The 18,869-nt window shown below is 62.0% G+C and carries 20 protein-coding genes; 10 read left to right on the forward strand and 10 right to left on the reverse strand.

From position 1 onward, the window contains the following. Positions 1–131, forward strand: a 131-nt coding sequence (locus IB279_RS36005) for an aldehyde dehydrogenase family protein (protein WP_192341192.1), incomplete at its 5' end; no start/stop codon positions are given. A gap of 123 nt (positions 132–254) precedes the next feature. On the opposite strand, the gene IB279_RS37780 is transcribed toward IB279_RS36005, so the two are convergent. The 4 genes from IB279_RS37780 to IB279_RS36020 form a co-directional block, all read right to left on the reverse strand. Beyond that, a complete protein-coding gene (locus IB279_RS37780; RefSeq protein WP_255381371.1) occupies positions 255–377 on the reverse strand; it encodes a hypothetical protein in 123 nt (40 codons plus the stop codon). Between the two features lie 172 nt (positions 378–549). After that, positions 550–1,476, reverse strand: a complete 927-nt coding sequence (locus tag IB279_RS36010; RefSeq protein WP_192341193.1) for a dihydrodipicolinate synthase family protein — start codon at positions 1,474–1,476, stop codon at positions 550–552. Beyond that, a complete protein-coding gene (locus IB279_RS36015; RefSeq protein WP_192341194.1) occupies positions 1,473–2,180 on the reverse strand; it encodes a ribonuclease activity regulator RraA in 708 nt (235 codons plus the stop codon). Before IB279_RS36015 ends, IB279_RS36010 begins: the two co-directional genes overlap by 4 nt. A 15-nt stretch (positions 2,181–2,195) precedes the next feature. Continuing rightward, a complete protein-coding gene (locus IB279_RS36020) occupies positions 2,196–2,981 on the reverse strand; it encodes an SDR family oxidoreductase (RefSeq protein ID WP_112977101.1) in 786 nt (261 codons plus the stop codon). 92 nt (positions 2,982–3,073) lie between these two features. Here IB279_RS36020 and IB279_RS36025 point away from each other — a divergent pair, with 92 nt between their 5' ends. Then, positions 3,074–3,931 (forward strand): LysR family transcriptional regulator, encoded by an 858-nt coding sequence (locus IB279_RS36025; RefSeq protein ID WP_136181219.1) that lies wholly within the window; start codon positions 3,074–3,076, stop codon positions 3,929–3,931. A 307-nt stretch (positions 3,932–4,238) separates the two neighbouring features. Then, complete coding sequence (locus IB279_RS36030) at positions 4,239–4,541, forward strand: putative quinol monooxygenase (protein WP_060520872.1); 303 nt, start codon at positions 4,239–4,241, stop codon at positions 4,539–4,541. Positions 4,542–4,590: 49 nt separating this feature from the next. Here the strand turns inward: IB279_RS36030 and IB279_RS36035 are convergent, their stop codons facing one another. The 6 genes from IB279_RS36035 to IB279_RS36060 all read right to left on the reverse strand — a co-directional run bounded on the left by IB279_RS36035 (position 4,591) and on the right by IB279_RS36060 (position 10,897). Beyond that, positions 4,591–5,292, reverse strand: coding sequence for a FadR/GntR family transcriptional regulator (locus tag IB279_RS36035; protein WP_060520871.1), 702 nt, complete (start codon positions 5,290–5,292; stop codon positions 4,591–4,593). A gap of 50 nt (positions 5,293–5,342) precedes the next feature. After that, positions 5,343–6,245, reverse strand: a complete 903-nt coding sequence (locus IB279_RS36040) for a dihydrodipicolinate synthase family protein (protein WP_127890509.1) — start codon at positions 6,243–6,245, stop codon at positions 5,343–5,345. Between the two features lie 10 nt (positions 6,246–6,255). Continuing rightward, positions 6,256–7,971: an L-arabinonate dehydratase gene (araD, locus tag IB279_RS36045; RefSeq protein ID WP_127890508.1), complete on the reverse strand. Its 1,716-nt coding sequence runs from the start codon at positions 7,969–7,971 to the stop codon at positions 6,256–6,258. Positions 7,972–8,136: 165 nt separating this feature from the next. Beyond that, positions 8,137–8,913, reverse strand: a complete 777-nt coding sequence (locus IB279_RS36050; protein WP_034798991.1) for an SDR family oxidoreductase — start codon at positions 8,911–8,913, stop codon at positions 8,137–8,139. A gap of 11 nt (positions 8,914–8,924) precedes the next feature. Next, positions 8,925–10,073: a galactonate dehydratase gene (gene dgoD, locus IB279_RS36055; RefSeq protein ID WP_029742699.1), complete on the reverse strand. Its 1,149-nt coding sequence runs from the start codon at positions 10,071–10,073 to the stop codon at positions 8,925–8,927. 56 nt (positions 10,074–10,129) lie between these two features. Next, positions 10,130–10,897: a FadR/GntR family transcriptional regulator gene (locus IB279_RS36060; protein ID WP_192341197.1), complete on the reverse strand. Its 768-nt coding sequence runs from the start codon at positions 10,895–10,897 to the stop codon at positions 10,130–10,132. A gap of 182 nt (positions 10,898–11,079) precedes the next feature. Between IB279_RS36060 and IB279_RS36065 the strand changes: the two genes are divergently transcribed. The 7 genes from IB279_RS36065 to IB279_RS36095 all read left to right on the forward strand — a co-directional run bounded on the left by IB279_RS36065 (position 11,080) and on the right by IB279_RS36095 (position 18,827). Beyond that, a complete protein-coding gene (locus tag IB279_RS36065; RefSeq protein WP_192341199.1) occupies positions 11,080–12,063 on the forward strand; it encodes an arabinose ABC transporter substrate-binding protein in 984 nt (327 codons plus the stop codon). A 174-nt stretch (positions 12,064–12,237) separates the two neighbouring features. Further along, positions 12,238–13,752 carry an L-arabinose ABC transporter ATP-binding protein AraG gene (gene araG / locus IB279_RS36070; protein ID WP_134887096.1) on the forward strand — a complete coding sequence of 505 codons (1,515 nt, stop codon included), beginning with the start codon at positions 12,238–12,240 and terminating at the stop codon, positions 13,750–13,752. Beyond that, on the forward strand, positions 13,749–14,699 hold the full coding sequence (gene araH / locus IB279_RS36075; protein WP_029742703.1) for an L-arabinose ABC transporter permease AraH: 951 nt from the start codon (positions 13,749–13,751) through the stop codon (positions 14,697–14,699). Before araG ends, araH begins: the two co-directional genes overlap by 4 nt. 3 nt (positions 14,700–14,702) lie before the next feature. After that, entirely contained in the window at positions 14,703–15,590 is an 888-nt protein-coding gene (locus IB279_RS36080; protein WP_192341201.1) for an aldose 1-epimerase, read from the forward strand. A 332-nt stretch (positions 15,591–15,922) separates the two neighbouring features. Beyond that, complete coding sequence (locus IB279_RS36085) at positions 15,923–16,366, forward strand: PRC-barrel domain-containing protein (protein ID WP_210333416.1); 444 nt, start codon at positions 15,923–15,925, stop codon at positions 16,364–16,366. 321 nt (positions 16,367–16,687) lie between these two features. Continuing rightward, a complete protein-coding gene (proV, locus tag IB279_RS36090) occupies positions 16,688–17,920 on the forward strand; it encodes a glycine betaine/L-proline ABC transporter ATP-binding protein ProV (protein WP_060520864.1) in 1,233 nt (410 codons plus the stop codon). A 22-nt stretch (positions 17,921–17,942) separates the two neighbouring features. Further along, entirely contained in the window at positions 17,943–18,827 is an 885-nt protein-coding gene (locus IB279_RS36095) for a proline/glycine betaine ABC transporter permease (protein WP_029742707.1), read from the forward strand. The last annotated feature ends 42 nt before the right edge of the window (positions 18,828–18,869 follow it).

Consider the following 18,869-nt stretch of genomic DNA (forward strand, 5'->3'; position numbering starts at 1 on the left):
TGCCGACGGCGGGCGTCGATTTCCACGTGCCCTTCGGCGGCCGCAAGGGCTCGTCCCACGGCTCGCGCGAGCAGGGGCGCTACGCCGCCGAGTTCTACACCACCGTCAAGACGGCCTACACGCTCGCTTAAATGTGAGGCAAGCCCCGGCGTCCAATCCATCTCGGTGTTGGGCGGCGGGGCTGTTTCGATATACAGATCAGGTCCGCAAGGATAATTGCCGAAGCCGCCAGCTCAGGAGGTCGCGATTTTCTCTCAGAGAACGGGATAGAGGCCTCGCGAAGACACCACGTACTGGATCGCCGCAAGCAGGATCGCGACCACAACGATCACACCGATACGCAACGTTCTTTCAAGGAAAGTTTCCTGGCCCTGCATCGTCAAACCTCGTTCTGCAACAGGTGTATCGACAATCGGCAAGGTCAGAGTATCAGGCGCGCGAGCGCGAGCACAGACCGCAATGACAAGTCGCAGAACGGGAACGACCTTTAAAAACCCGTCCGCCGCTTCAGATCAGAGACGGACGGGAGCCCCGGGGAGAAGAAGCGGCCTAGAAAGCAGCTCGCCTGTCGTATCTCGCGAGACGGGCAAGCAGATAGTCCACTTCCGCCCGCGCTGTCGGGGTCAGCATCTGGGCTGGCTTGCGTTGCGCGTCGGTGGCGATAACGCCGCGACGCTTCAGAACGTGCTTGCGAATGGCAAGGCCAATCCCGAGCTGCTGCTCGTAACGGATCAACGGCAGGTGCGAGTCGAATAGATCGTGCGCTTCATCCCTTTTCCCGGCCGCAGAAAGCTCCATCAGTTCGGTAAGCATGTCCGGAAAACCGTAGCCGGTCATGGCACCATCGGCACCGCGCTCCGGCTCAAAGTCGAGGAAGAGGCCGCCATTGCCGCACAGGATGGAAAATTCGCGAAGTTCGCCCGCCTTCTGCATGGCGCGCAACTTTGATATTTTCTCAAGACCGGGCCAGTCCTCGTGCTTCAGCATCAGGCAGGACGAATGGTTGGTGATGATCTTCGCGATGACGCCAGGCGCCATGACAACCGTGAGGGTCAGCGGATAGTCCTGCAAAACCCACGGCACATCTTGGCCGACCGCTTCCACCGCACCTGCGAAATAGTTGACGATCTGATCATCCGTGCGCAGCGCAGGTGGCGGAGCGATCATGACGCCGGCGGCACCCATCTCCATCGAGTCACGCGCCAGCGAGCGCATGCTGGCAAAACCTGGAGCGGATACCCCGACGATGACAGGAATCTTCGACCGGGAGACCACCCGCTTGACGATGGCTCTGCTTTCCTCCGGTTCGAGCTTCGGGGCCTCGCCCATGATCCCAAGGATCGTGACGCCGGTGCAACCGCTCTCCTCATAAAAGTCTGTCAACTTGTCGATCGAATTGAAATCGATCGAGCCGTCCTCGAAGAACGGTGTCGTCGCGATGGCGTAGACGCCCTTGGATTGCGTGCTGAACGTCATTTCTGGCTTTCCTTCCACGCCTCGTACCGGGCCTTCGTTTCAGCGTTCATCGGGTAAAGACCGGGAAGCGGCACGCCCCGATCCACTTCAGTGATGATCCAGGCTTCCATACGCTCCTGCTCGGGTGCCTCAGCGAGCACCTCTTCGAGAAGCGCGGCCGGGATCAGGACTGCGCCGTCGTCGTCGACGACGACAATATCATCAGGCAGAACGGCGACGCCGCCGCAATTGATTGGCTCCTGCCATCCAACGAAGGTCAAGCCTGCGACTGAAGGCGGTGCCGCAACACCATTGCACCACACCTTCATGCCGCTCGCCAGCACCCCCTCGGCGTCCCGCATCACGCCGTCGGTAACGAGGCCGGCAACTTTGCGTTTCGCCATGCGGGCACACAGGATGTCGCCGAAGATGCCGGCATCACTGACGCCCACTGCATCGGCGACGGCGATGCAGCCCTCTGGCATCGCTTCGATCGCCGCCCGCGTGGAGATTGGCGACGCCCAGCTCGCAGGCGTGGCGAGGTCTTCCCGGGCAGGAATGAAGCGCAGCGTAAAGGCCTTGCCGACAACCCGTCCCTGGCCGGGCTTCAGTGGTTTCGTGCCGCGCAGCCAGATGTTGCGAAGCCCTTTTTTGAGGAGAACCGTAGTGAGCGTCGCGGTGGAGACGCTCTTCAGAGTTTCAACGACGTGAGGCTCAAGTGTCATTAGAAACCTCACACATCAGATGCTGTTGATCAGCCCGCCATCGACACGGATGACTGAGCCGGTGATATAGGATGCGCGGGGGCTCGCAAGGAAGCTGACGGTGTCGCCATATTCCTTCGGATCGCCGTAGCGGCCGACCGGGATCGACCCGGTGCTTTCAGCCGTGACATCGGCGACGGGGCGGTTCTCGCGCTTGGCCTTCTGTTCGTCCAGAAAGACGATCCGCCCGGTGGCAATACGCCCCGGCAGTACGATGTTTGCGGTGATACCGTCGCGACCAACCTCACGCGCCAGGGTCTTCGACCAGCCGACCAAGGCCAGGCGCAGGCTGTTCGATATCCCGAGATTTGCAATCGGCGCGACGACGCCGGAGGACGTCGAGGTAATGATGCGTCCCCATTTGCGCTCGCGCATACCCGGAAGCACCGCATCGGTGACCGCGATCACCGAGCGAACCATGAGGTCGAAATATTTCGACCAATCGTCGGGCGACTGTCCGGCGGCGGGCGTTGGCGGCGGCCCCCCGGTGTTGTTGACAAGGATGTCGACCGGTCCGAACGCAGCTTTTATGGCATCGAGCTTCTGACCGATCAGGGAAAGGTCGCCGATGTCCCAAACGAGCGGAATGGCCTTGCCGCCTGCGCCGCTGATTGCCTCTGCCGTCGCCGTGGCGCTTTCCTCGTGGATGTCGGCGACAACGACGGAAACGCCTTCGGCCGCGAGCGACCTGGCGATCGCGCCGCCAAGCCCACCACCGGCGCCGAATACGAGCGCCGTCTTGCTGTTCAACTGAAGATCCAACTCTTCCTCCTGTTGTTTGACGGCACTATGCCAAGGCGGAAACGGAAGAAAAACCTTCCTTTTTATCCCTTCAGACGATAGTAAAACTAAGGATGGAAACGCGCTTTCTCGAAACCTTTCTGGCGGTGGTCCAGCATGGCTCGCTCGCCGAGGCGTCACGCCGCATGGGCGTCACGCCAGCGGCGGTCGCGCAACGGATCCAGGCGTTGGAAGACGAGATCGGACTGCCTCTTCTTGCGCGATCAGGCCGGCGGGTGAAGCCAACCGAAGCGGGCGTCGCAATCCTGGAAAAGAGCCGGCGCGTTCTTGCCGAAGTCAGGCAGCTGAAAGGCTTGGCGCGCGACGACCAGGCATTCGGAGAACTCCGTCTGGGCGCCATCTCGACGGTTCTGACCGGCCTGCTTCCGAACGCCTTGCGGAGGGTTTTCGACAGGACGCCGGGCGTCGACATCTTCCTGCTGCCGGGCACGTCGGCCGAACTCTATAACAGTGTCGCTGAAGAGAAGATCGACGCGGCAATCCTTGTCAAACCGCCCTTCCCCATTCCAAAGACGCTCAACTGGGACCTCATCCGGTCGGAACGGTTCGTACTCCTGGCCCCCCCGGACCTTTCAGAGACCCCCGTCGATCGCCTGCTTCGCGAGCAACCGTTCATTCGATACGACAGAAGCAACTGGGGTGGCCGACTGGCCGATACCTACCTTCAAACCCAGCGAATTCTCCCTCGAGAGTGGCTGGAGCTTGATTCACTTGAAGCCATATCGATGATGGTTGAGGCTGGACTTGGCGTGTCGCTGATGCCCGACTGGCGCTCGCCGCTCTTCGACAACCTGCGCGTCGCCCGGCTACCGCTGCCGAACGCGCCGAGCCGTGAGATCGGTTTGCTCAGGCCACGCAACGCACCGTCAGGCCGACTGATACAGACCATCCTCGACGCCATCCGATCATAGAAAACGAGGGGCACGTCGGCGGTCGAGTTCTAGGAGATTTGCTCTACGCAGCGGCCTGCCGCCGGAACCGAGGCCGGCGATCCGGCAACGCGAGCACAGATTATTCGCCAACTCCGAAATAACATTTCTGTCCGTGACGGATTATCGGACCGGGCTGCACGGCACTATCGTCACTCTTGGTCGATCCGGGCTCCTAGATGAGTATGTACCTCGATCGGCCCACGGCATTTCAAACCCGTTCACACCGCACCAACCCGCAGAACCACCCCGAGATCGTTCGCACCAGCGCCCGACGAAAGGAACCGTCATGACCACAGAAAAGGTAATCTCCATCGCGATTTTGAAGGCCAAACCGCACCAACGCGAGGCCCTCCGGCAAGGCCTGCTTGGTCTCATCGCTCCAACGCGGGCAGAACCCGGCAACCTCGACTATGTCTTGTTCGAGCTGCGGGATGAGCCCGGTACCTTCTACATGCGCGAAGCTTTCGCCGACCAGCTTGCGCTCGACGCGCACTTCGCGACACCCCATTTTCAAGCCTTCGCGACCGAAATCGATACCCTCCTTGAAGAACCTCTGCGCCTGATTTTCCTGGATCAGGTCTCCCCGTGAGCCGCGGTGACGATCTCGAACTTGCGGGCGGTATCGCCGGAGCAACTGGTTAGGAGGCGAAATTGCGCTTGTAGGTCGACGCGATCAACGCTGCAGCGCGTTCGAATGCCTTGTCCTCGTCGCGTTCTTCGATTGCGACGAGGATCGCCTCATGCTGGGCCAGGGATTGGCCGAAACCGCCTGTAGCCGCCATCGTCTTCGGGATGCTGATGGAGAGCGCTGCCCGAATGACGGAAGCAACCGGCAAGAGGAAGCGGTTGTGGGCGGATTGAAAGATGTTGAGGTGAAAGGCGATATCAGCCTCGATCGCGTCTTCGACACGAGCGTCGCCTTCCGCCATTCGTGCGAAAGCGGCCCGAATCTCTGCATGCTCGGCCGCAGATCCGCGTCTGGCGGCAAGGCGTGCAGCAAGCGGTTCGATCGACAGGCGGAGCTCGAACAGTTCTTCGGCAAGCGTTGCCTGATCCTCCGCGTCACTTTGCCACGAAAGCACGACGGGATCGAGGGTGTTCCAGTGTTCGGCCGCCCGCACGCGTGTCCCGAGCCGGGGCTTTGCCTCAATGAAGCCCTTGGTCGACAGGATCTTCAGCGCTTCGCGCAACGTCGTGCGGCTGACGCCGAGCGTCGCCAGCATGTCGGCTTCCTTCGGCAGGGTATCGCCAACCTTCAGCTCGCCGAGCGTGATGCGGCGGCCAATATCGCCTGCGATGCGAGCAGGCAGGCCGCGATCCTCCCGAGCGATTGCCTTCATGCCCACTCTCTCCATTGCATCTCCGCCCCGTTCATAGCCGGTCGCCCCGATCAGGAAAAGCCACCCATCGCGGCCGCGTAGCGGCGGGTCATCTCGATGCCAATCGCGGTCGGTCGCATGGCCGGCGCACGGTCGTGGATGGTTATGCCCGCCCGTTCGCCGAAAAGGCGCTTCCCGTAACAAAGCAGCGTCTCGATGCCCTGCATGGTGAAGACCACGCCGGGCAGCATCTGCCGATAAGCCTCTTGCGCGTGCTCGTCCCAACCGTCTGAAAAGAACTCGTAGGCGCGCACGGCATAGTCGATCGAATCTGGCGCAAGGATCAGGCCGTGGCAACCGATGCGCAGGTTCTCGAGCAGCTCAAGGCCCGCACGACCGTTAAATACCGGCAGCCGGCCCTCGGTAACCTCGATGAGATGGGCGATGTCGACGACAGGCCCCTCGCCCTTCACCAGCCGAATGTTGGGGTGTTGGCGCACCAGCTCGCGGATATCGGCGGCCGTCAGCCCTCGTCCCATCAGGGCCGGGGCGTTCTGAATGGCAAGCGGCAGCTCGGTCTGATCGGCGACACGGCCGAAGAAGCGGATGTACTCGGCGGCCGAGAACTGGCCGACCATCGGCGGCTGGAGGATCAGCCAGTCGGCGCCGGCCCGTGCCGCATGGCGCGCCTGGCGCACCTGTTCCTCGACCGACGCGCCAAAGATCGTCAGGGCGACCGGTACCTGCCCGGCCGTATCCTCGACCAGCCACTCCATGATTGCCATGCGCTCGGCCTCGTCGAGCTTGGAGGCCTCGGTCGCAAGGCCAAGCCCTGCCATGCCGTGCACGCCGCTTGCCAGGCAGATCTCCGTCTGGCGGCGCATGGCGGCGCGATCGAGCTTTTCGTCCTTGTCGAAAAGCGCGTAGAGGATGGCGTGGATGCCATGAAGGCTTTCGATGCGGAAGTCGTCCACCGTCGCCTCCTCAATGGCTTTCGCGCGGAACTGCGTGGCCGCGGCCGCCGACAAGAAAATCGAGATCCGCGCCGGTGTCGGCCTGCATCACGCGCTCGACATAGAGGCCCTGATAGCCACCGACCATTTCCGGGGGTGGCGCGGTCCAGGCGGTTTTTCGGCGCGCCAGTTCCTCGTCGCTCACGTCGAGGTGGAGGCGGCGGCCGGCAACGTCGAGCTCAATCCAGTCGCCATCCCTTACCAGGGCCAGCGGGCCGCCAACCGCAGCTTCGGGTGCCGTGTGCAGGACGACGGTGCCAAAGGCCGTCCCCGACATGCGGGCATCCGAGATCCTCACCATGTCGCGCACGCCCTTTTCCAGGAGCTTCTGCGGGAGAGCCATGTTGCCGACCTCGGCCATGCCCGGATAGCCCTTCGGGCCGCAGTTCTTCAGCACCATGATCGAGGTCTCGTCGATGTTAAGATCCGGGTCATCGATCCGCGCCTTGTAGTGGTCGATGGTTTCGAACACGACAGCGCGGCCGCGGTGCTGCATCAGCGCCGGGGTCGCCGCGGAAGGCTTGATGATCGCGCCGTCAGGCGCAAGGTTGCCGCGCAGCACGGCGATGCCGCCACTCGACGTCAGGGCCCGATCGAGCGGCAGGATGACGTCGTCGTTGTAGTTCTCGACAGACTCGATGTTGGCGCCGACGCTTTGGCCGGTCACCGTCAGGGCACTGAGTTCCAGAAGCGCGGCAATCTCCTTCATGACGGCGGGCAGCCCGCCGGCATAGTGGAAATCCTCCATCAGATAGCGCCCCGAAGGCATGAGGTTGAGGATGGTCGGAATATCGCGGCCGAGCCGGTCCCAGTCGTCGAGAGAGAGCTTCGTGCCAATCCGCCCGGCGATTGCCAGGAGATGCACAACGGCGTTGGTGGAGCCGCCGATCGCACCGTTGACGCGGATGGCATTGGCGAAGGCGTCACGGGTCAGGATCTTCGACAGGCGCAGGTCCTCGGCAACCATTTCGACGATCCGCCGCCCGGTCAGCCGCGCCAGCCGGGCGCGGCCCGCATCAACCGCCGGACAGGCGGCATTGCCGGGCAGCGCAAGCCCGAGCGCTTCAACCATGGACGCCATGGTCGAGGCGGTGCCCATCGTCATGCAATGGCCTGGCGAGCGCGACATGGCGCTTTCGGCCGCCATGAAATCCTGTTGCGACATGACACCGGCACGCACGTCTTCGGAAAACTTCCAGACATCGGTGCCTGAGCCGATCGTGCGACCCTTGAAGCGGCCGTTCAACATCGGCCCGCCGGAGATGACAATCGAAGGAAGATCGCAGGAGGCGGCCCCCATCACCAGCGACGGCGTGGTCTTGTCGCAGCCCGCCATGAGCACGACGCCGTCGATAGGGTTGCCGCGGATCGCCTCCTCTACGTCCATCGAGGCAAGGTTGCGGAAGAGCATGGCAGTCGGCCGCAGATTGGACTCGCCGCAGGAAAACACCGGGAACTCCAGCGGCAGGCCACCGGCCTCGAGCACGCCTGCCTTGATGTGTTCGACCAGCCCGCGGAAATGCGCATTGCAGGGCGTCAGCTCCGAGAAAGTGTTGCAGATGCCGATCACCGGCCGCCCGTCGAAGACGTCGTCGGGCAACCCGTTGTTCTTCATCCAGCTGCGATGAATGAAGGCGTCCTTGTCCAGTCCGCCAAACCAATGCTGCGATCTTAATTTCCTGGACATGTGTCCTCCCCGATTACCTCGAGCGCTCGCGCTCTTTTCATTTCTCATATAATCGGAGTTATTGCAGGTCAAGCGATGACCGGCCTGACGTGAAGGCAAAGAAAAACCTCCGGCTGGTGAGGCCGAAGGTCGAAAAAAGTGGAGGAAAGCTGTCGAAGTAGCCCTTCAGGGATGGTGCAGCACGCTCATACCGCCATCGACCGTCAGGCAGGTGGCGTTCATGAACGGGCATTCGTCCGAGATCATGAAGAGTGCAGCCTTGGCGATTTCCTCCGGTGTTGCGATGCGGCCGCCGGGATGGAGCTTCATGGTATCGGCCTCGGCGGCGACCGGATCGGGGAAACTGTTCCAGTATTCCACGGCCTTCTGCGTGCGGACATAACCCGGCGCCAGCGCATTCACGCGCACGCCCTGCCCGGCATATTCGAGCCCCAGCGCCTTGGTCATGCCGAGAAGCGCATGTTTGGCGACCGGATAGGGGAAGGTGTGCGGGATGATGGTGAAGGCGTGGGTCGAGGCAATATTGAGGATGACGCCGCCGCCCGCCTCGATCATGCCCGGCAGCACAGCCTTGCTGCAATTCCACGCACCCTTGAGATTGATGTCGAAGCAGCGCTGCCAATCGGCATCCGAGAGCTTCAACGGCTCGAAGAAGACGTTGACGCCGGCATTGTTGACGAGCGCATTCGGCTGACCGATCTCACGGGCGGCGGTAACGACGACCTGCTCGATGGCATCGGCATCGGTGATATCGGCCGTGGCGTAGCCGACCTTCCCGCCCGACATACGCAGGCGCTCGGCTTCGCTCGCCAAGAGGTCGCCATCACGGTCGATGAGGAAGAGGCCCGCCCCCTCGCCAAGGAAGGCTTCAGCGATCGCAAGGCCGATGCCTTGCGCTGCGCCGGTGACAACGACGCGTTTTCCCTCAAGACGACCCGCCATATCCGCGCTCCCTACCACTCGGCTACGCTGCCATCGGCGTGGCGCCAGATCGGGTTGCGCCAGCGATGGCCTTCCTTTGCGCGCTCGATGACATATTGCTCATCCACCTCGATGCCGAGGCCAGGGCCTTGCGGGATAGACACGAAGCCGTCCGCGTAGTGGAACACCTCCTTGTTGGAGATGTAGTCGAGAATGTCGTTGGCCTCGTTGTAGTGGATGCCGAGGCTCTGTTCCTGGATGAAGGCGTTGTAGCTGACGGCATCGACCTGAAGGCAGGCGGCAAGCGCAATCGGTCCCAGCGGGCAATGCGGTGCCAGCGCCACGTCGTAGGCCTCCGCCATCGCAGCAATCTTGCGGCATTCGGTGATGCCGCCGGCATGCGACAGGTCCGGCTGCAGGATATCGACATAGCCGTCGGCCAGCACCGACTTGAAGTCCCAACGCGAATAGAGCCGCTCACCGAGCGCGATCGGCGTCGAGCAATGGTTGGCAATTTCCTTCAGCGCCTCGCGGTTTTCCGAAAGCACCGGTTCTTCGATAAACATCAGGTTGAAGGGCTGAAGTTCCTTCGCCAGGACCTTCGCCATCGGCCGGTGCACGCGACCGTGGAAATCGACGCCGATGCCGATATGCGGGCCGATCGCCTCGCGGATCGTCGCAATGGTTTCGACCGCCTTTTCCACCTTCTCCCAGGTGTCGACGATCTGCATCTCCTCGCAGCCATTGAGCTTGATGGCCTTGAAGCCGCGGGCGACGACGTCGCGGGCATTTTTGGCGACATCGGACGGACGGTCACCGCCGATCCAGGAATAGACCTTGATGCGGTCCCGCACCTGGCCGCCAAGCAGCGCATGCACCGGTTGGTCATAGGCCTTGCCCTTGATGTCCCAGAGCGCCTGGTCGATGCCAGCAATCGCCGACATGTGGACCGCACCGCCGCGGTAGAAGCCGCCGCGATACATCACCTGCCAGTGGTCCTCAATCAGCAGCGGATCCTTGCCGATCAGATAGTCCGCAAGCTCGTTGACGGCGGCTTCCACGGTCAGGGCGCGGCCTTCGACAACCGGCTCACCCCAGCCGACAATGCCCTCGTCGGTCTCGATCTTCAGAAACAGCCAGCGCGGCGGAACGATGTAGGTGGTGAGCTTGGTGATCTTCATGGTGCGATATCCGCTGGGTCAAACAAGGCGACGACGTCGGCCGCCGGGAAGGGGTTTCAGCGCGCCGACGGGGCGGGCCGGTGACGTTCTACGGCAAGCTTGAGGTCGCGGGCGGCAAGATCCAGCATGCGCGTGGAACAGTCGCGCGCCCTCGCCTTGTCGCGCAGACGCAGTGCCTCGACCAGTTCGCCATGGATATCGATTGCTTCGTCACGACGTTCGGCAACTTCATTGGAGGCATACAGCGAGAACTTCAGCGCCGCCTGGATGATGCCGACGAGTTGCAGGAAGACCTGGTTATGGCTGGCCTTGAGCAGGCAGGTATGAAAGGCGACGTCGGCATCGGTGAAGCCGACGACATCGCGCTCGCCGTCACGCATCGCCTGCCAGGCGCGTTCGAGGTCGGCAATTTCCTGGACGGTCGCGCGTTCGGCCGCAAACTCAGCGGCCGCCGGCTCGATCGCGCGGCGCGCCTCCAGAACGCAGTTCAAAAGATCGAATTCAAAGATGCGCTCGCCGATCCATTCGAGCACCTGGGAATCGAGGATGTTCCACTCGTCCTTGTTGCAGACGATCGTGCCCACCCGGGAACGGCCGCGGACCATGCCCTTCGATTCCAGCACCTTCAAGGTTTCGCGAATGACGGTCCGGCTGACGCCATAACGTTCGCAAAGGTCGTTTTCGCGCGGCAGGAAGGAGCCGACCGGAAAGACGTCGGCGCAGATGTCCGAGGCGATGGCGCGCGTCACATTCTTTTGAACGCGAGGGCGACGCTGGCCGCGCTCATGCGCGCCGTTGCTGTAGTCCTGCTCTTCCACCGCCATTTTCCTCCCGCTCCCGTCTCCCTGTCGCTCCATAGCGCAGACGCTTGGAGGCGACAACGCAGCGAAGCACATTATCGTTATACATCACTATCTCATTCATCATACAAAGGCAATTGACGAATATGATGATTCATCATACACAAATGCTCACTGCAGGAGGCAGTTCACCAGGGAGAGACATCATGCGCTTTATCAAGGCAGCCATTGTGGCTGGTACCGTCGCCGTGTTTGCGGCAACCTCGGCGTTCGCTGCCGACGTCAAAATCGGCTTCATCGTCAAGCAGCCGGAAGAGCCGTGGTTCCAGGACGAATGGAAGTTCGCCGACGTCGCCGCTAAGGAAAAGGGCTTCACGCTGGTCAAGATCGGTGCGGAAGACGGCGAGAAGGTTCAGTCGGCAATCGACAATCTCGGCGCCCAGGGCGCGCAGGGCTTCATCGTCTGCACCCCTGACGTCAAGCTCGGCCCCGGCATCGTCGCGAAAGCGGCCGCCAACGACCTCAAGCTGATGACGGTCGACGACCGTTTGGTCAACGCCGACGGCAGCCCGATCGAAGACGTGCCCCACATGGGCATTTCGGCGACGAAAATCGGCGAAGCTGTTGGTCAAGCCCTGGTCGACGAAATCAAGAAGCGTGGCTGGGACATGAAGGACGTCGGCGCGATCCGCGTTTCCTACGACCAGCTCCCGACGGCGGTCGACCGCGTTGAGGGCGCACTTTCAGTTCTCAAGGCCAACGGCTTCCCGGAAGCCAACATCTTCGACGCGCCGCAGGCCAAGACCGATACGGAGGCAGCACTTAACGCCTCGACGATCGTGCTCAATAAGAACGCCGGCATCAAGAAGTGGGTTGCGATCGGCCTCAATGACGAAGCGGTACTCGGCGCCGTGCGCGCAACCGAGACGGTCGGCATTGCTCCCGACAGCATGATCGGCGTCGGCATTGGCGGCGCGGACTCGGCGATCAACGAGTTCAAGAAGCCTGCAGCGACCGGCTTCTTCGGCACCGTCATCATCTCGCCGAAGCGCCACGGCTACGAGACCGCACTCAACATGTATGAGTGGATCGCCAACGGCAAGGAACCGGAAAAGCTGACCCTGACCGCCGGCCAGCTTGCGCTGCGCGACAACTACGAGGCCGTACGCAAGGATCTCGGCATCGAGTAATCGCTGCTTGCGACACGAGATCACGATTGTTTGGGTCGGACCGCCCCGAACAATCAACGTGATCGATTCTGGTAGTTTAGAGCGGGATGCGGGCGGAAAACCGCGCACACTTTCCTCATCCCGCTCTATCGGCCCGGCGGCTCGGCTGCCTGGCGTTCCGTATCGGAGCCGCATATGCAAGACTTCCTCGAATTCCAATCGATCTCCAAGGGCTATCCCGGCGTCCAGGCGCTGTCGGACGTCTCGTTTTCTGTGCGCAAGGGCGCCGTCCATGGCCTCATGGGCGAGAACGGCGCGGGCAAGTCGACGCTTATCCGCCTGCTCTCGGGCGACCAGTCTGCCGATAACGGAGAGATCCGTATTGAAGGCGAAGCACAAGGCTATCGCTCCGTGCGCGATGCGTTTCGCGCCGGTGTTATCGTCATCCACCAGGAACTGCAGCTCGTTCCGGAACTGACGGTCGCCGAAAACCTCTGGCTCGGCCACTTCCCCGGCAAGGGCGGGGTCATCGATCGACGCCAGTTGCTTCGCGTCGTCGGCGAGAAGCTTGCGGAAATCGGCATTGACGTCGATCCGTCCGCCAAGATCGCCTCGCTCTCGATCGGCGAGCGCCAGATGGTCGAGATCGCCAAGGCCGTCATGCTTGATGCGCGCGTCATCGCGCTCGACGAGCCGACCTCGTCGCTGTCGTCCCGCGAAAGCGAAATCCTCTTTGCCCTGATCGAACGCTTGCGCTCGAATGGCACCGTGATCCTCTATGTCTCCCACCGGCTCGACGAGATCTTCCGGCTTTGCGACAGCCTGACTGTGCTGCGCGACGGCAAGCTTGCCGCCCATCATCCTGACATTTCCAAGGTCACGCGCGACCAGATCATCGCCGAGATGGTCGGACGCGAGATCTCCAACATCTGGGGCTGGCGGGGCCGCGATCTCGGCGCGGAACGTCTGCGCGTCGACGCGATCTGCGGTCCGAAGCTGAAGACACCCTTGAGCTTCTCGGTCCGGCGCGGCGAGATCCTTGGCTTTTTCGGCCTGATCGGCGCTGGCCGCAGCGAGATGACCCGGCTGGTCTATGGCGCAGACAGACGCCACCAGGGAACCGTGACGATCGACGGCGCGATCGTGCCGGCCGACAACCCGCCACAATCGATCCGCGCCGGCATGGTCCTGTGCCCAGAGGACCGTAAGTTCGACGGCATCGTTCAGGGGCGCAGCATCGAAGAAAACATGGCGATTTCGTCGCGCCGGCACTTTTCGCCCTTCGGCATCCTGAACCGTAAGAAGGAAGCGGAACTGGCGGACCGCTTCATCGCCAAACTTCGGGTGCGCACGCCGTCCCGCAAGCAGGACATCATCAATCTCTCCGGCGGCAACCAGCAGAAGGTCATCCTTGGCCGCTGGCTCTCCGAACAGGGCGTGAAGGTGCTGATCATCGATGAGCCGACGCGCGGCATCGATGTCGGCGCCAAGTCGGAGATCTATGAAATCCTCTACGAACTCGCCGGTCAGGGCATGGCGATCGTCGTCATCTCCAGCGAATTGCCCGAGGTGATGGGCATTACCGACCGTATCCTCGTCATGTGCCAGGGCCGGATCGCCGCCGATTTCGCGCGCACCGATTTCGACGAAAGACGCATCCTCGCCGCCGCCCTTCCCGATGTTCCAACCGAGCAGGTTCAGCCGTCATGACTTCCTTGAAAAAACTTCTTCTCGGCGAACAGGGTCTGGTCGTCATCTTCGCCGTCGCCTTCGCCATCGTGGCGCTGACGGTTCCGAACTTTCTGACTGAGCGCAACATGCTCGGCCTGCTGCAGTCGGTCGTCACCATCGGCATCGTCGCCTGCACGATGATGTTCTGCCTGGCCTCGCGTGACTTCGACCTCTCGGTCGGCTCCACCGTCGCCTTCTCGGGCATGGCCGCCGTCATGGCATCGAATGCCTCCGGCTCGATCCTCGTCGGCCTGATTGCGGCACTCCTGTGCGGCGGCTTCGTCGGCCTCGTCAACGGCGTGGTGATTGCGCATTTCCGCATCAACGCGCTGATCACGACGCTTGCCACCATGCAGATCGTGCGCGGTTTCGCGCTGATTGCGTCTGACGGTCGCGCCGTCGGCATCAACGACCCGAGCTTCTATCAGTTGGCACTGTCGAAGTTCCTGGGCATCCCTACGCCAATCTGGGTGATGGGTTGCTTCTTCCTCGTCTTCGGTTTCGTGCTGAACCGCACTGTCTTCGGCAAGAACACGCTCGCGATCGGCGGCAACCCGGAAGCCTCACGCCTCGCCGGCGTCAATGTCTCCAACATGCGCATATGGATCTTCGCACTGCAGGGCCTCGTCTGCGCTGTTGCCGGCGTGCTGCTCGCCTCGCGCATCACGTCAGGCCAGCCGAATGCGGCAACCGGTCTCGAACTCTCGGTCATTTCTGCCTGTGTGCTCGGCGGCGTCTCGCTTGCCGGCGGCCGGGCGGCGATGACCGGCGTGATCGTCGGTGTTCTCATCATGGGCATTGCCGAAAACGTCATGAACCTGCTCAACATCCAGGCCTTCTACCAGTATGTCGTGCGCGGTCTGATCCTTCTGCTCGCGGTGCTGCTCGACAATCTGCGCTCGGCCGCCGCCGGTCGTCGCAGTTAGGGCATGACGGAAGACATCGTCCTCCTCGAAAACGAAGAAGGGCTCACTGTCGAGGTGAGCCCGCTTGGCGGCGCGATCCTGTCGGCCCGCTGGCGCGGTATTCATTTACTGGCGCCGACGTCGGCACCGGGGCTTGCCTCGCAAGTGTTCGGCGCCGAGGCCTGCTTTCCGCTGGTGCCCTTTGGCAGCCGCATTGAGGCCAATGGCTTCCAATTCGACGGTTGCGACTACAGGCTGGAAGCAAACACGATCGATCCGCTCGTTTTGCACGGAGACGGCTGGCTTGGACGCTGGTCGATCCTGCAGCGCGACCGGCAATCGCTCACCCTTCGCTTGGACCAGGAGGCAAGCGTTGCCACACCCTTTGCCTATGAAGCGATAGAGACGATCGCCATCGACGGACCGCGCCTGATCCTCTCGCTCTCCATCACCAACCGCGCCGACCAGGCCCTGCCATACGGACTGGGCTTCCATCCATTCTTTCCGCGCACGCCTGAAACGCGCCTCATCGCCCGTGCCGACCGATATTGGAGCGAACGGGAAGGTCATCTGCCAGACCGCCCCGGCCCCATCCCTCAGAACATGAACTTTGCATCCGGTTCCCCCTTGCCCCCGAACTGGCTGAACAATGCCTTCGACGGCTGGGATGGACGAGCCCGCATCGAATGGCCGGAAACGGGGCTTGCCGCTTCGCTCGAGGCCGATGGGCATTTTCGGTTCTTCGTTCTCTACTCGCCGTCGGCGACAAGCAGCTTCTTTTGCTTCGAGCCGATGAGCCATCGGCCGAACGCGCACCGCGATCAACGCGACGGCGGCCTCGTCCGCCTGCAGCCTCTCCAGACTGTGACCGGAACGATCGCGCTCAGCGTCGAGGAACTGGCGAGCGGGTAACAGTTCGCAAAGAGCGGTTTCGCATCCAGCAATCGTTTACAAGTAACCCTGGGTGAAATTGCTTCAAGTGAAAATTATTGGTTGCTACCGCGGGGTCCTCGCGCCTGTGCGAACAGCCGGTGCCAGCGCGCCACAGGCGGGATAGCTGCGATCGACCGCCCGGTCGCGGGTCTCCGGTAGAGATTGTGCAGGCATAGGGGACGAAGGCGAAAAGATCAAAGACTTCGCAAGATTGCTTATACCAATGATTCCGTGGAACTTTTTTGAGCAGGCTCCGTTTAGAAGCCGCCACGACCGCCCCGGTCGGTGGCGAGACTGAACAGGAGATATGCATGAATTATGTGACCGCCGCCGCGCTTTCCCTTGCCCTCGTTTCCAGCGCTGCCTTCGCGCAAGAACCCGCAGCAAACGGCGCAGATGCGATGCTGGTCGGCCCTGGCATCACGATGGGCACCACCGCAACGATGCCGCTGAAATATGTGGAAATCAAAGACACCGATATCGTCAATTCACAGCTCATCGGCGTCGATATCTACAACAAGCAGAACGAGACGATCGGCGAGATTTCCGACGTCGTCATCGGCGACGGCAAGTCCGTCATCGGCATCGTCGCAAGCGTCGGCGGTTTCCTCGGCGTGGGCGAGAGCTATGTCGTCATCGACCCGGCGTCAATTGCACTTGCCAACGACAACGGCACTTGGAAGGCCTATGTCGACACCAACAAGGATGACCTCTCCAAGGCACCAAAATTCGATTACGGCAAGCTGAAGAAATAACGACCGGCCCTGCCGCACGCGTTCGCTTCTCCGGCGAACGCGTTTTCGTCTTCGGGCGCCTGCACATCCGCCACCGAATAACCGCATTCAGAATGCGCGAAAGCATTCCATTTTCTGCGACAAATACCGCCATGACTTAGTTTTCTATTCTCACAATGTGGACATTTCTGCACGAGTGTGCCAAAAGACAATCGGATTGCGACATGATGTCGTATTTGCGCAGGCCTTTCTGGTCGTGCGCTTCTCCGTTTCGGTGATCGTTTCATCAGCCTTTCAAACACAAAGGAGAGTGCCCCGCTTCCGGAGCCGGGCCCAGAACATATGGCATTTCAAACTGAGAGCGACCGCTCGGCCGACGAGCAACCGGTCAAGATCAGTATCAAGAACGTTTTCAAGGTTTTTGGCGAGCGGCCGGACGAGGCGCTGAGCCTTCTTAAAGCCGGCAGCACGAAGGCGCAGATCCACGCCGAGACGGGTTGCACCATCGGCGTCAACAACGCGACCTTCGACATTCGGGCCGGCGAGATCTTCGTGATCATGGGGCTTTCGGGTTCCGGCAAGTCGACGATGCTGCGCCTCCTCAACCGCCTGATCGAACCGACCTCCGGTTCCATCGAGATCGATGGCAAAGACGTAGCACGCTTGCCGCGCAGCGAACTGATCGCCTTGCGCCGCCGCGACATAAGCATGGTCTTTCAGTCCTTCGCGCTGCTGCCGAACCGCAGCGTTATCGACAACGCGGCCTTCGGCCTCGAGGTCGCTGGCGTCGGCGAGGCCGAGCGCAAGGCCCGCGCCCGGACGGCTCTGCACGCTGTCGGGCTGGAAGGATACGACGACAGCCGCCCCGACCAGCTCTCCGGTGGCATGAAGCAGCGCGTCGGCCTTGCGCGAGCGCTCGCCGCCGAGCCCTCCGTGCTCCTCATGGACGAAGCCTTCTCTGCTCTTGACCCGCTGATCCGCACCGAGATGCAGGACGAACTTGTCCGCCTTCAGGCCGAACACAGTCGGACCATCGTCTTCGTCAGCCATGATCTCGACGAAGCCATGCGGATCGGCGACCGCATCTGCATCATGCAAAATGGTGAGGTCGTGCAGGTGGGCACCCCGGACGAAATCGTATTGAAGCCCGCCAACGACTATGTGCGGTCGTTCTTCCGCAATGTCGATGTCTCTCAGGTCTTCCGCGCCGGCGACGTCGCCCGCAAGACGCAGGTAACGATCATCGAGCGACAGGGTGTTTCGGCCGCAGCTGCACTTGAGCGCATGGAACACTACGATCGCGAGGTCGCCATCATTCTCGGCCGCGACAAGACCTATCACGGCATGATCAGCCGGTCTTCGTTGATCGCAACCGCCCGCGACGGCGCCGCCGACCCCTATCGGCGCGCCTTCCTGCCGGATATCGAGCCGATCCCGGCGTCGGAAAGCTTGTCCAACGTGCTTGGGAAGGTGGCTGCAAGCGCGTTCCCAATGCCTGTCATCGACGAAGCCAACCGCTACCTCGGCTCGATCAGCAAATCCGCGCTACTCGAAACGCTCGATCGCACCGCCTGATCCAGTCCTTCGGAGACAATTCATGACTTTCGATATCGGTGACGGCGTCGACAGCGCCGTCAACTACATCCTCGACAATTTCGCACCGCTGCTCGATCTGATCGCTGCCGCCATCGGCACCGTGACCAACAGCATCCAGGCGGCACTTCTCGCCGCCCCCTTGGCCCTCGGGCTCGCGATCTTCGTGCTTTTGTCGCTATGGCGCGTCGGCTTCGGCTTTGCGGTCTTTACCGCCCTTTCACTGATGCTGGTCGAACACATGGGCCTTTGGTCCGCGATGATGGAAACCCTGTCGCTCGTCATCGCATCGACGCTCGTTGCCATGCTCATCGGCCTGCCGCTTGGCATCGCCATGGCGCGCAGCGATCGCGTCGCGGCATCCGTGCGGCCCATGCTGGACCTCATGCAAACCATGCCGGCCTTCGTCTACCTCATCCCGGCGGCGATGTTCTTCGGCCTTGGCGCCGTGCCCGGGACGATCGCAACGGTGATCTTCTCGATGCCGCCGGTCGTGCGGCTCACCAATCTCGGCATCCGTCAGGTGCATGTCGAGTTCATCGAGGCCGGCAACGCCTTCGGCTGCACCGCCTGGCAGCTGCTCGTGAAGGTGCAACTGCCGAACGCCATGCCTTCGATCATGGCCGGCATCAACCAGACGATCATGCTTTCTCTCTCCATGGTGGTGATCGCCTCGATGATCGGTGCGGGCGGCATCGGCAACACGGTCCTGACCGGCATCCAGCGTCTCGACGTCGGAACCGGTTTCGAAGGCGGTCTCGCCGTCGTCATTCTCGCCGTCATTCTCGACCGGATCACCCAGAGCTTCGGCAAGGAGCGCGCCAGCCCGTGGCGCGTCCTGTTCCGCCGGCGACAGGAACAACCCCGGACCTCTCCCGTCACTGCCTGACGCTGCGGACTTTCCCATCCATCTGGCAGCGTTCGCGCTGCC

It is taken from the genome of Ensifer sp. ENS06, assembly GCF_014852205.1.
Lineage (GTDB): Bacteria > Pseudomonadota > Alphaproteobacteria > Rhizobiales > Rhizobiaceae > Ensifer > Ensifer adhaerens.

Bases quoted from the DNA above. Each gene is read 5' to 3' on its own strand.
- IB279_RS36065 (WP_192341199.1), top strand. From the start codon at position 11,080: ATGCGCTTTATCAAGGCAGCCATTGTGGCTGGTACCGTCGCCGTGTTT.
- IB279_RS36095 (WP_029742707.1), top strand. From the start codon at position 17,943: ATGACTTTCGATATCGGTGACGGCGTCGACAGCGCCGTCAACTACATC.
- proV (WP_060520864.1), top strand. From the start codon at position 16,688: ATGGCATTTCAAACTGAGAGCGACCGCTCGGCCGACGAGCAACCGGTC.
- IB279_RS36050 (WP_034798991.1), bottom strand. From the start codon at position 8,913: ATGGCGGGTCGTCTTGAGGGAAAACGCGTCGTTGTCACCGGCGCAGCG.
- IB279_RS36080 (WP_192341201.1), top strand. From the start codon at position 14,703: ATGACGGAAGACATCGTCCTCCTCGAAAACGAAGAAGGGCTCACTGTC.
- IB279_RS36035 (WP_060520871.1), bottom strand. From the start codon at position 5,292: ATGAAGGCAATCGCTCGGGAGGATCGCGGCCTGCCTGCTCGCATCGCA.
- IB279_RS36010 (WP_192341193.1), bottom strand. From the start codon at position 1,476: ATGACGTTCAGCACGCAATCCAAGGGCGTCTACGCCATCGCGACGACA.
- IB279_RS36085 (WP_210333416.1), top strand. From the start codon at position 15,923: ATGAATTATGTGACCGCCGCCGCGCTTTCCCTTGCCCTCGTTTCCAGC.
- IB279_RS36025 (WP_136181219.1), top strand. From the start codon at position 3,074: ATGGAAACGCGCTTTCTCGAAACCTTTCTGGCGGTGGTCCAGCATGGC.
- IB279_RS37780 (WP_255381371.1), bottom strand. From the start codon at position 377: ATGCAGGGCCAGGAAACTTTCCTTGAAAGAACGTTGCGTATCGGTGTG.
- IB279_RS36015 (WP_192341194.1), bottom strand. From the start codon at position 2,180: ATGACACTTGAGCCTCACGTCGTTGAAACTCTGAAGAGCGTCTCCACC.
- dgoD (WP_029742699.1), bottom strand. From the start codon at position 10,073: ATGAAGATCACCAAGCTCACCACCTACATCGTTCCGCCGCGCTGGCTG.
- araG (WP_134887096.1), top strand. From the start codon at position 12,238: ATGCAAGACTTCCTCGAATTCCAATCGATCTCCAAGGGCTATCCCGGC.
- araH (WP_029742703.1), top strand. From the start codon at position 13,749: ATGACTTCCTTGAAAAAACTTCTTCTCGGCGAACAGGGTCTGGTCGTC.
- IB279_RS36060 (WP_192341197.1), bottom strand. From the start codon at position 10,897: ATGGCGGTGGAAGAGCAGGACTACAGCAACGGCGCGCATGAGCGCGGC.
- IB279_RS36030 (WP_060520872.1), top strand. From the start codon at position 4,239: ATGACCACAGAAAAGGTAATCTCCATCGCGATTTTGAAGGCCAAACCG.
- araD (WP_127890508.1), bottom strand. From the start codon at position 7,971: ATGTCCAGGAAATTAAGATCGCAGCATTGGTTTGGCGGACTGGACAAG.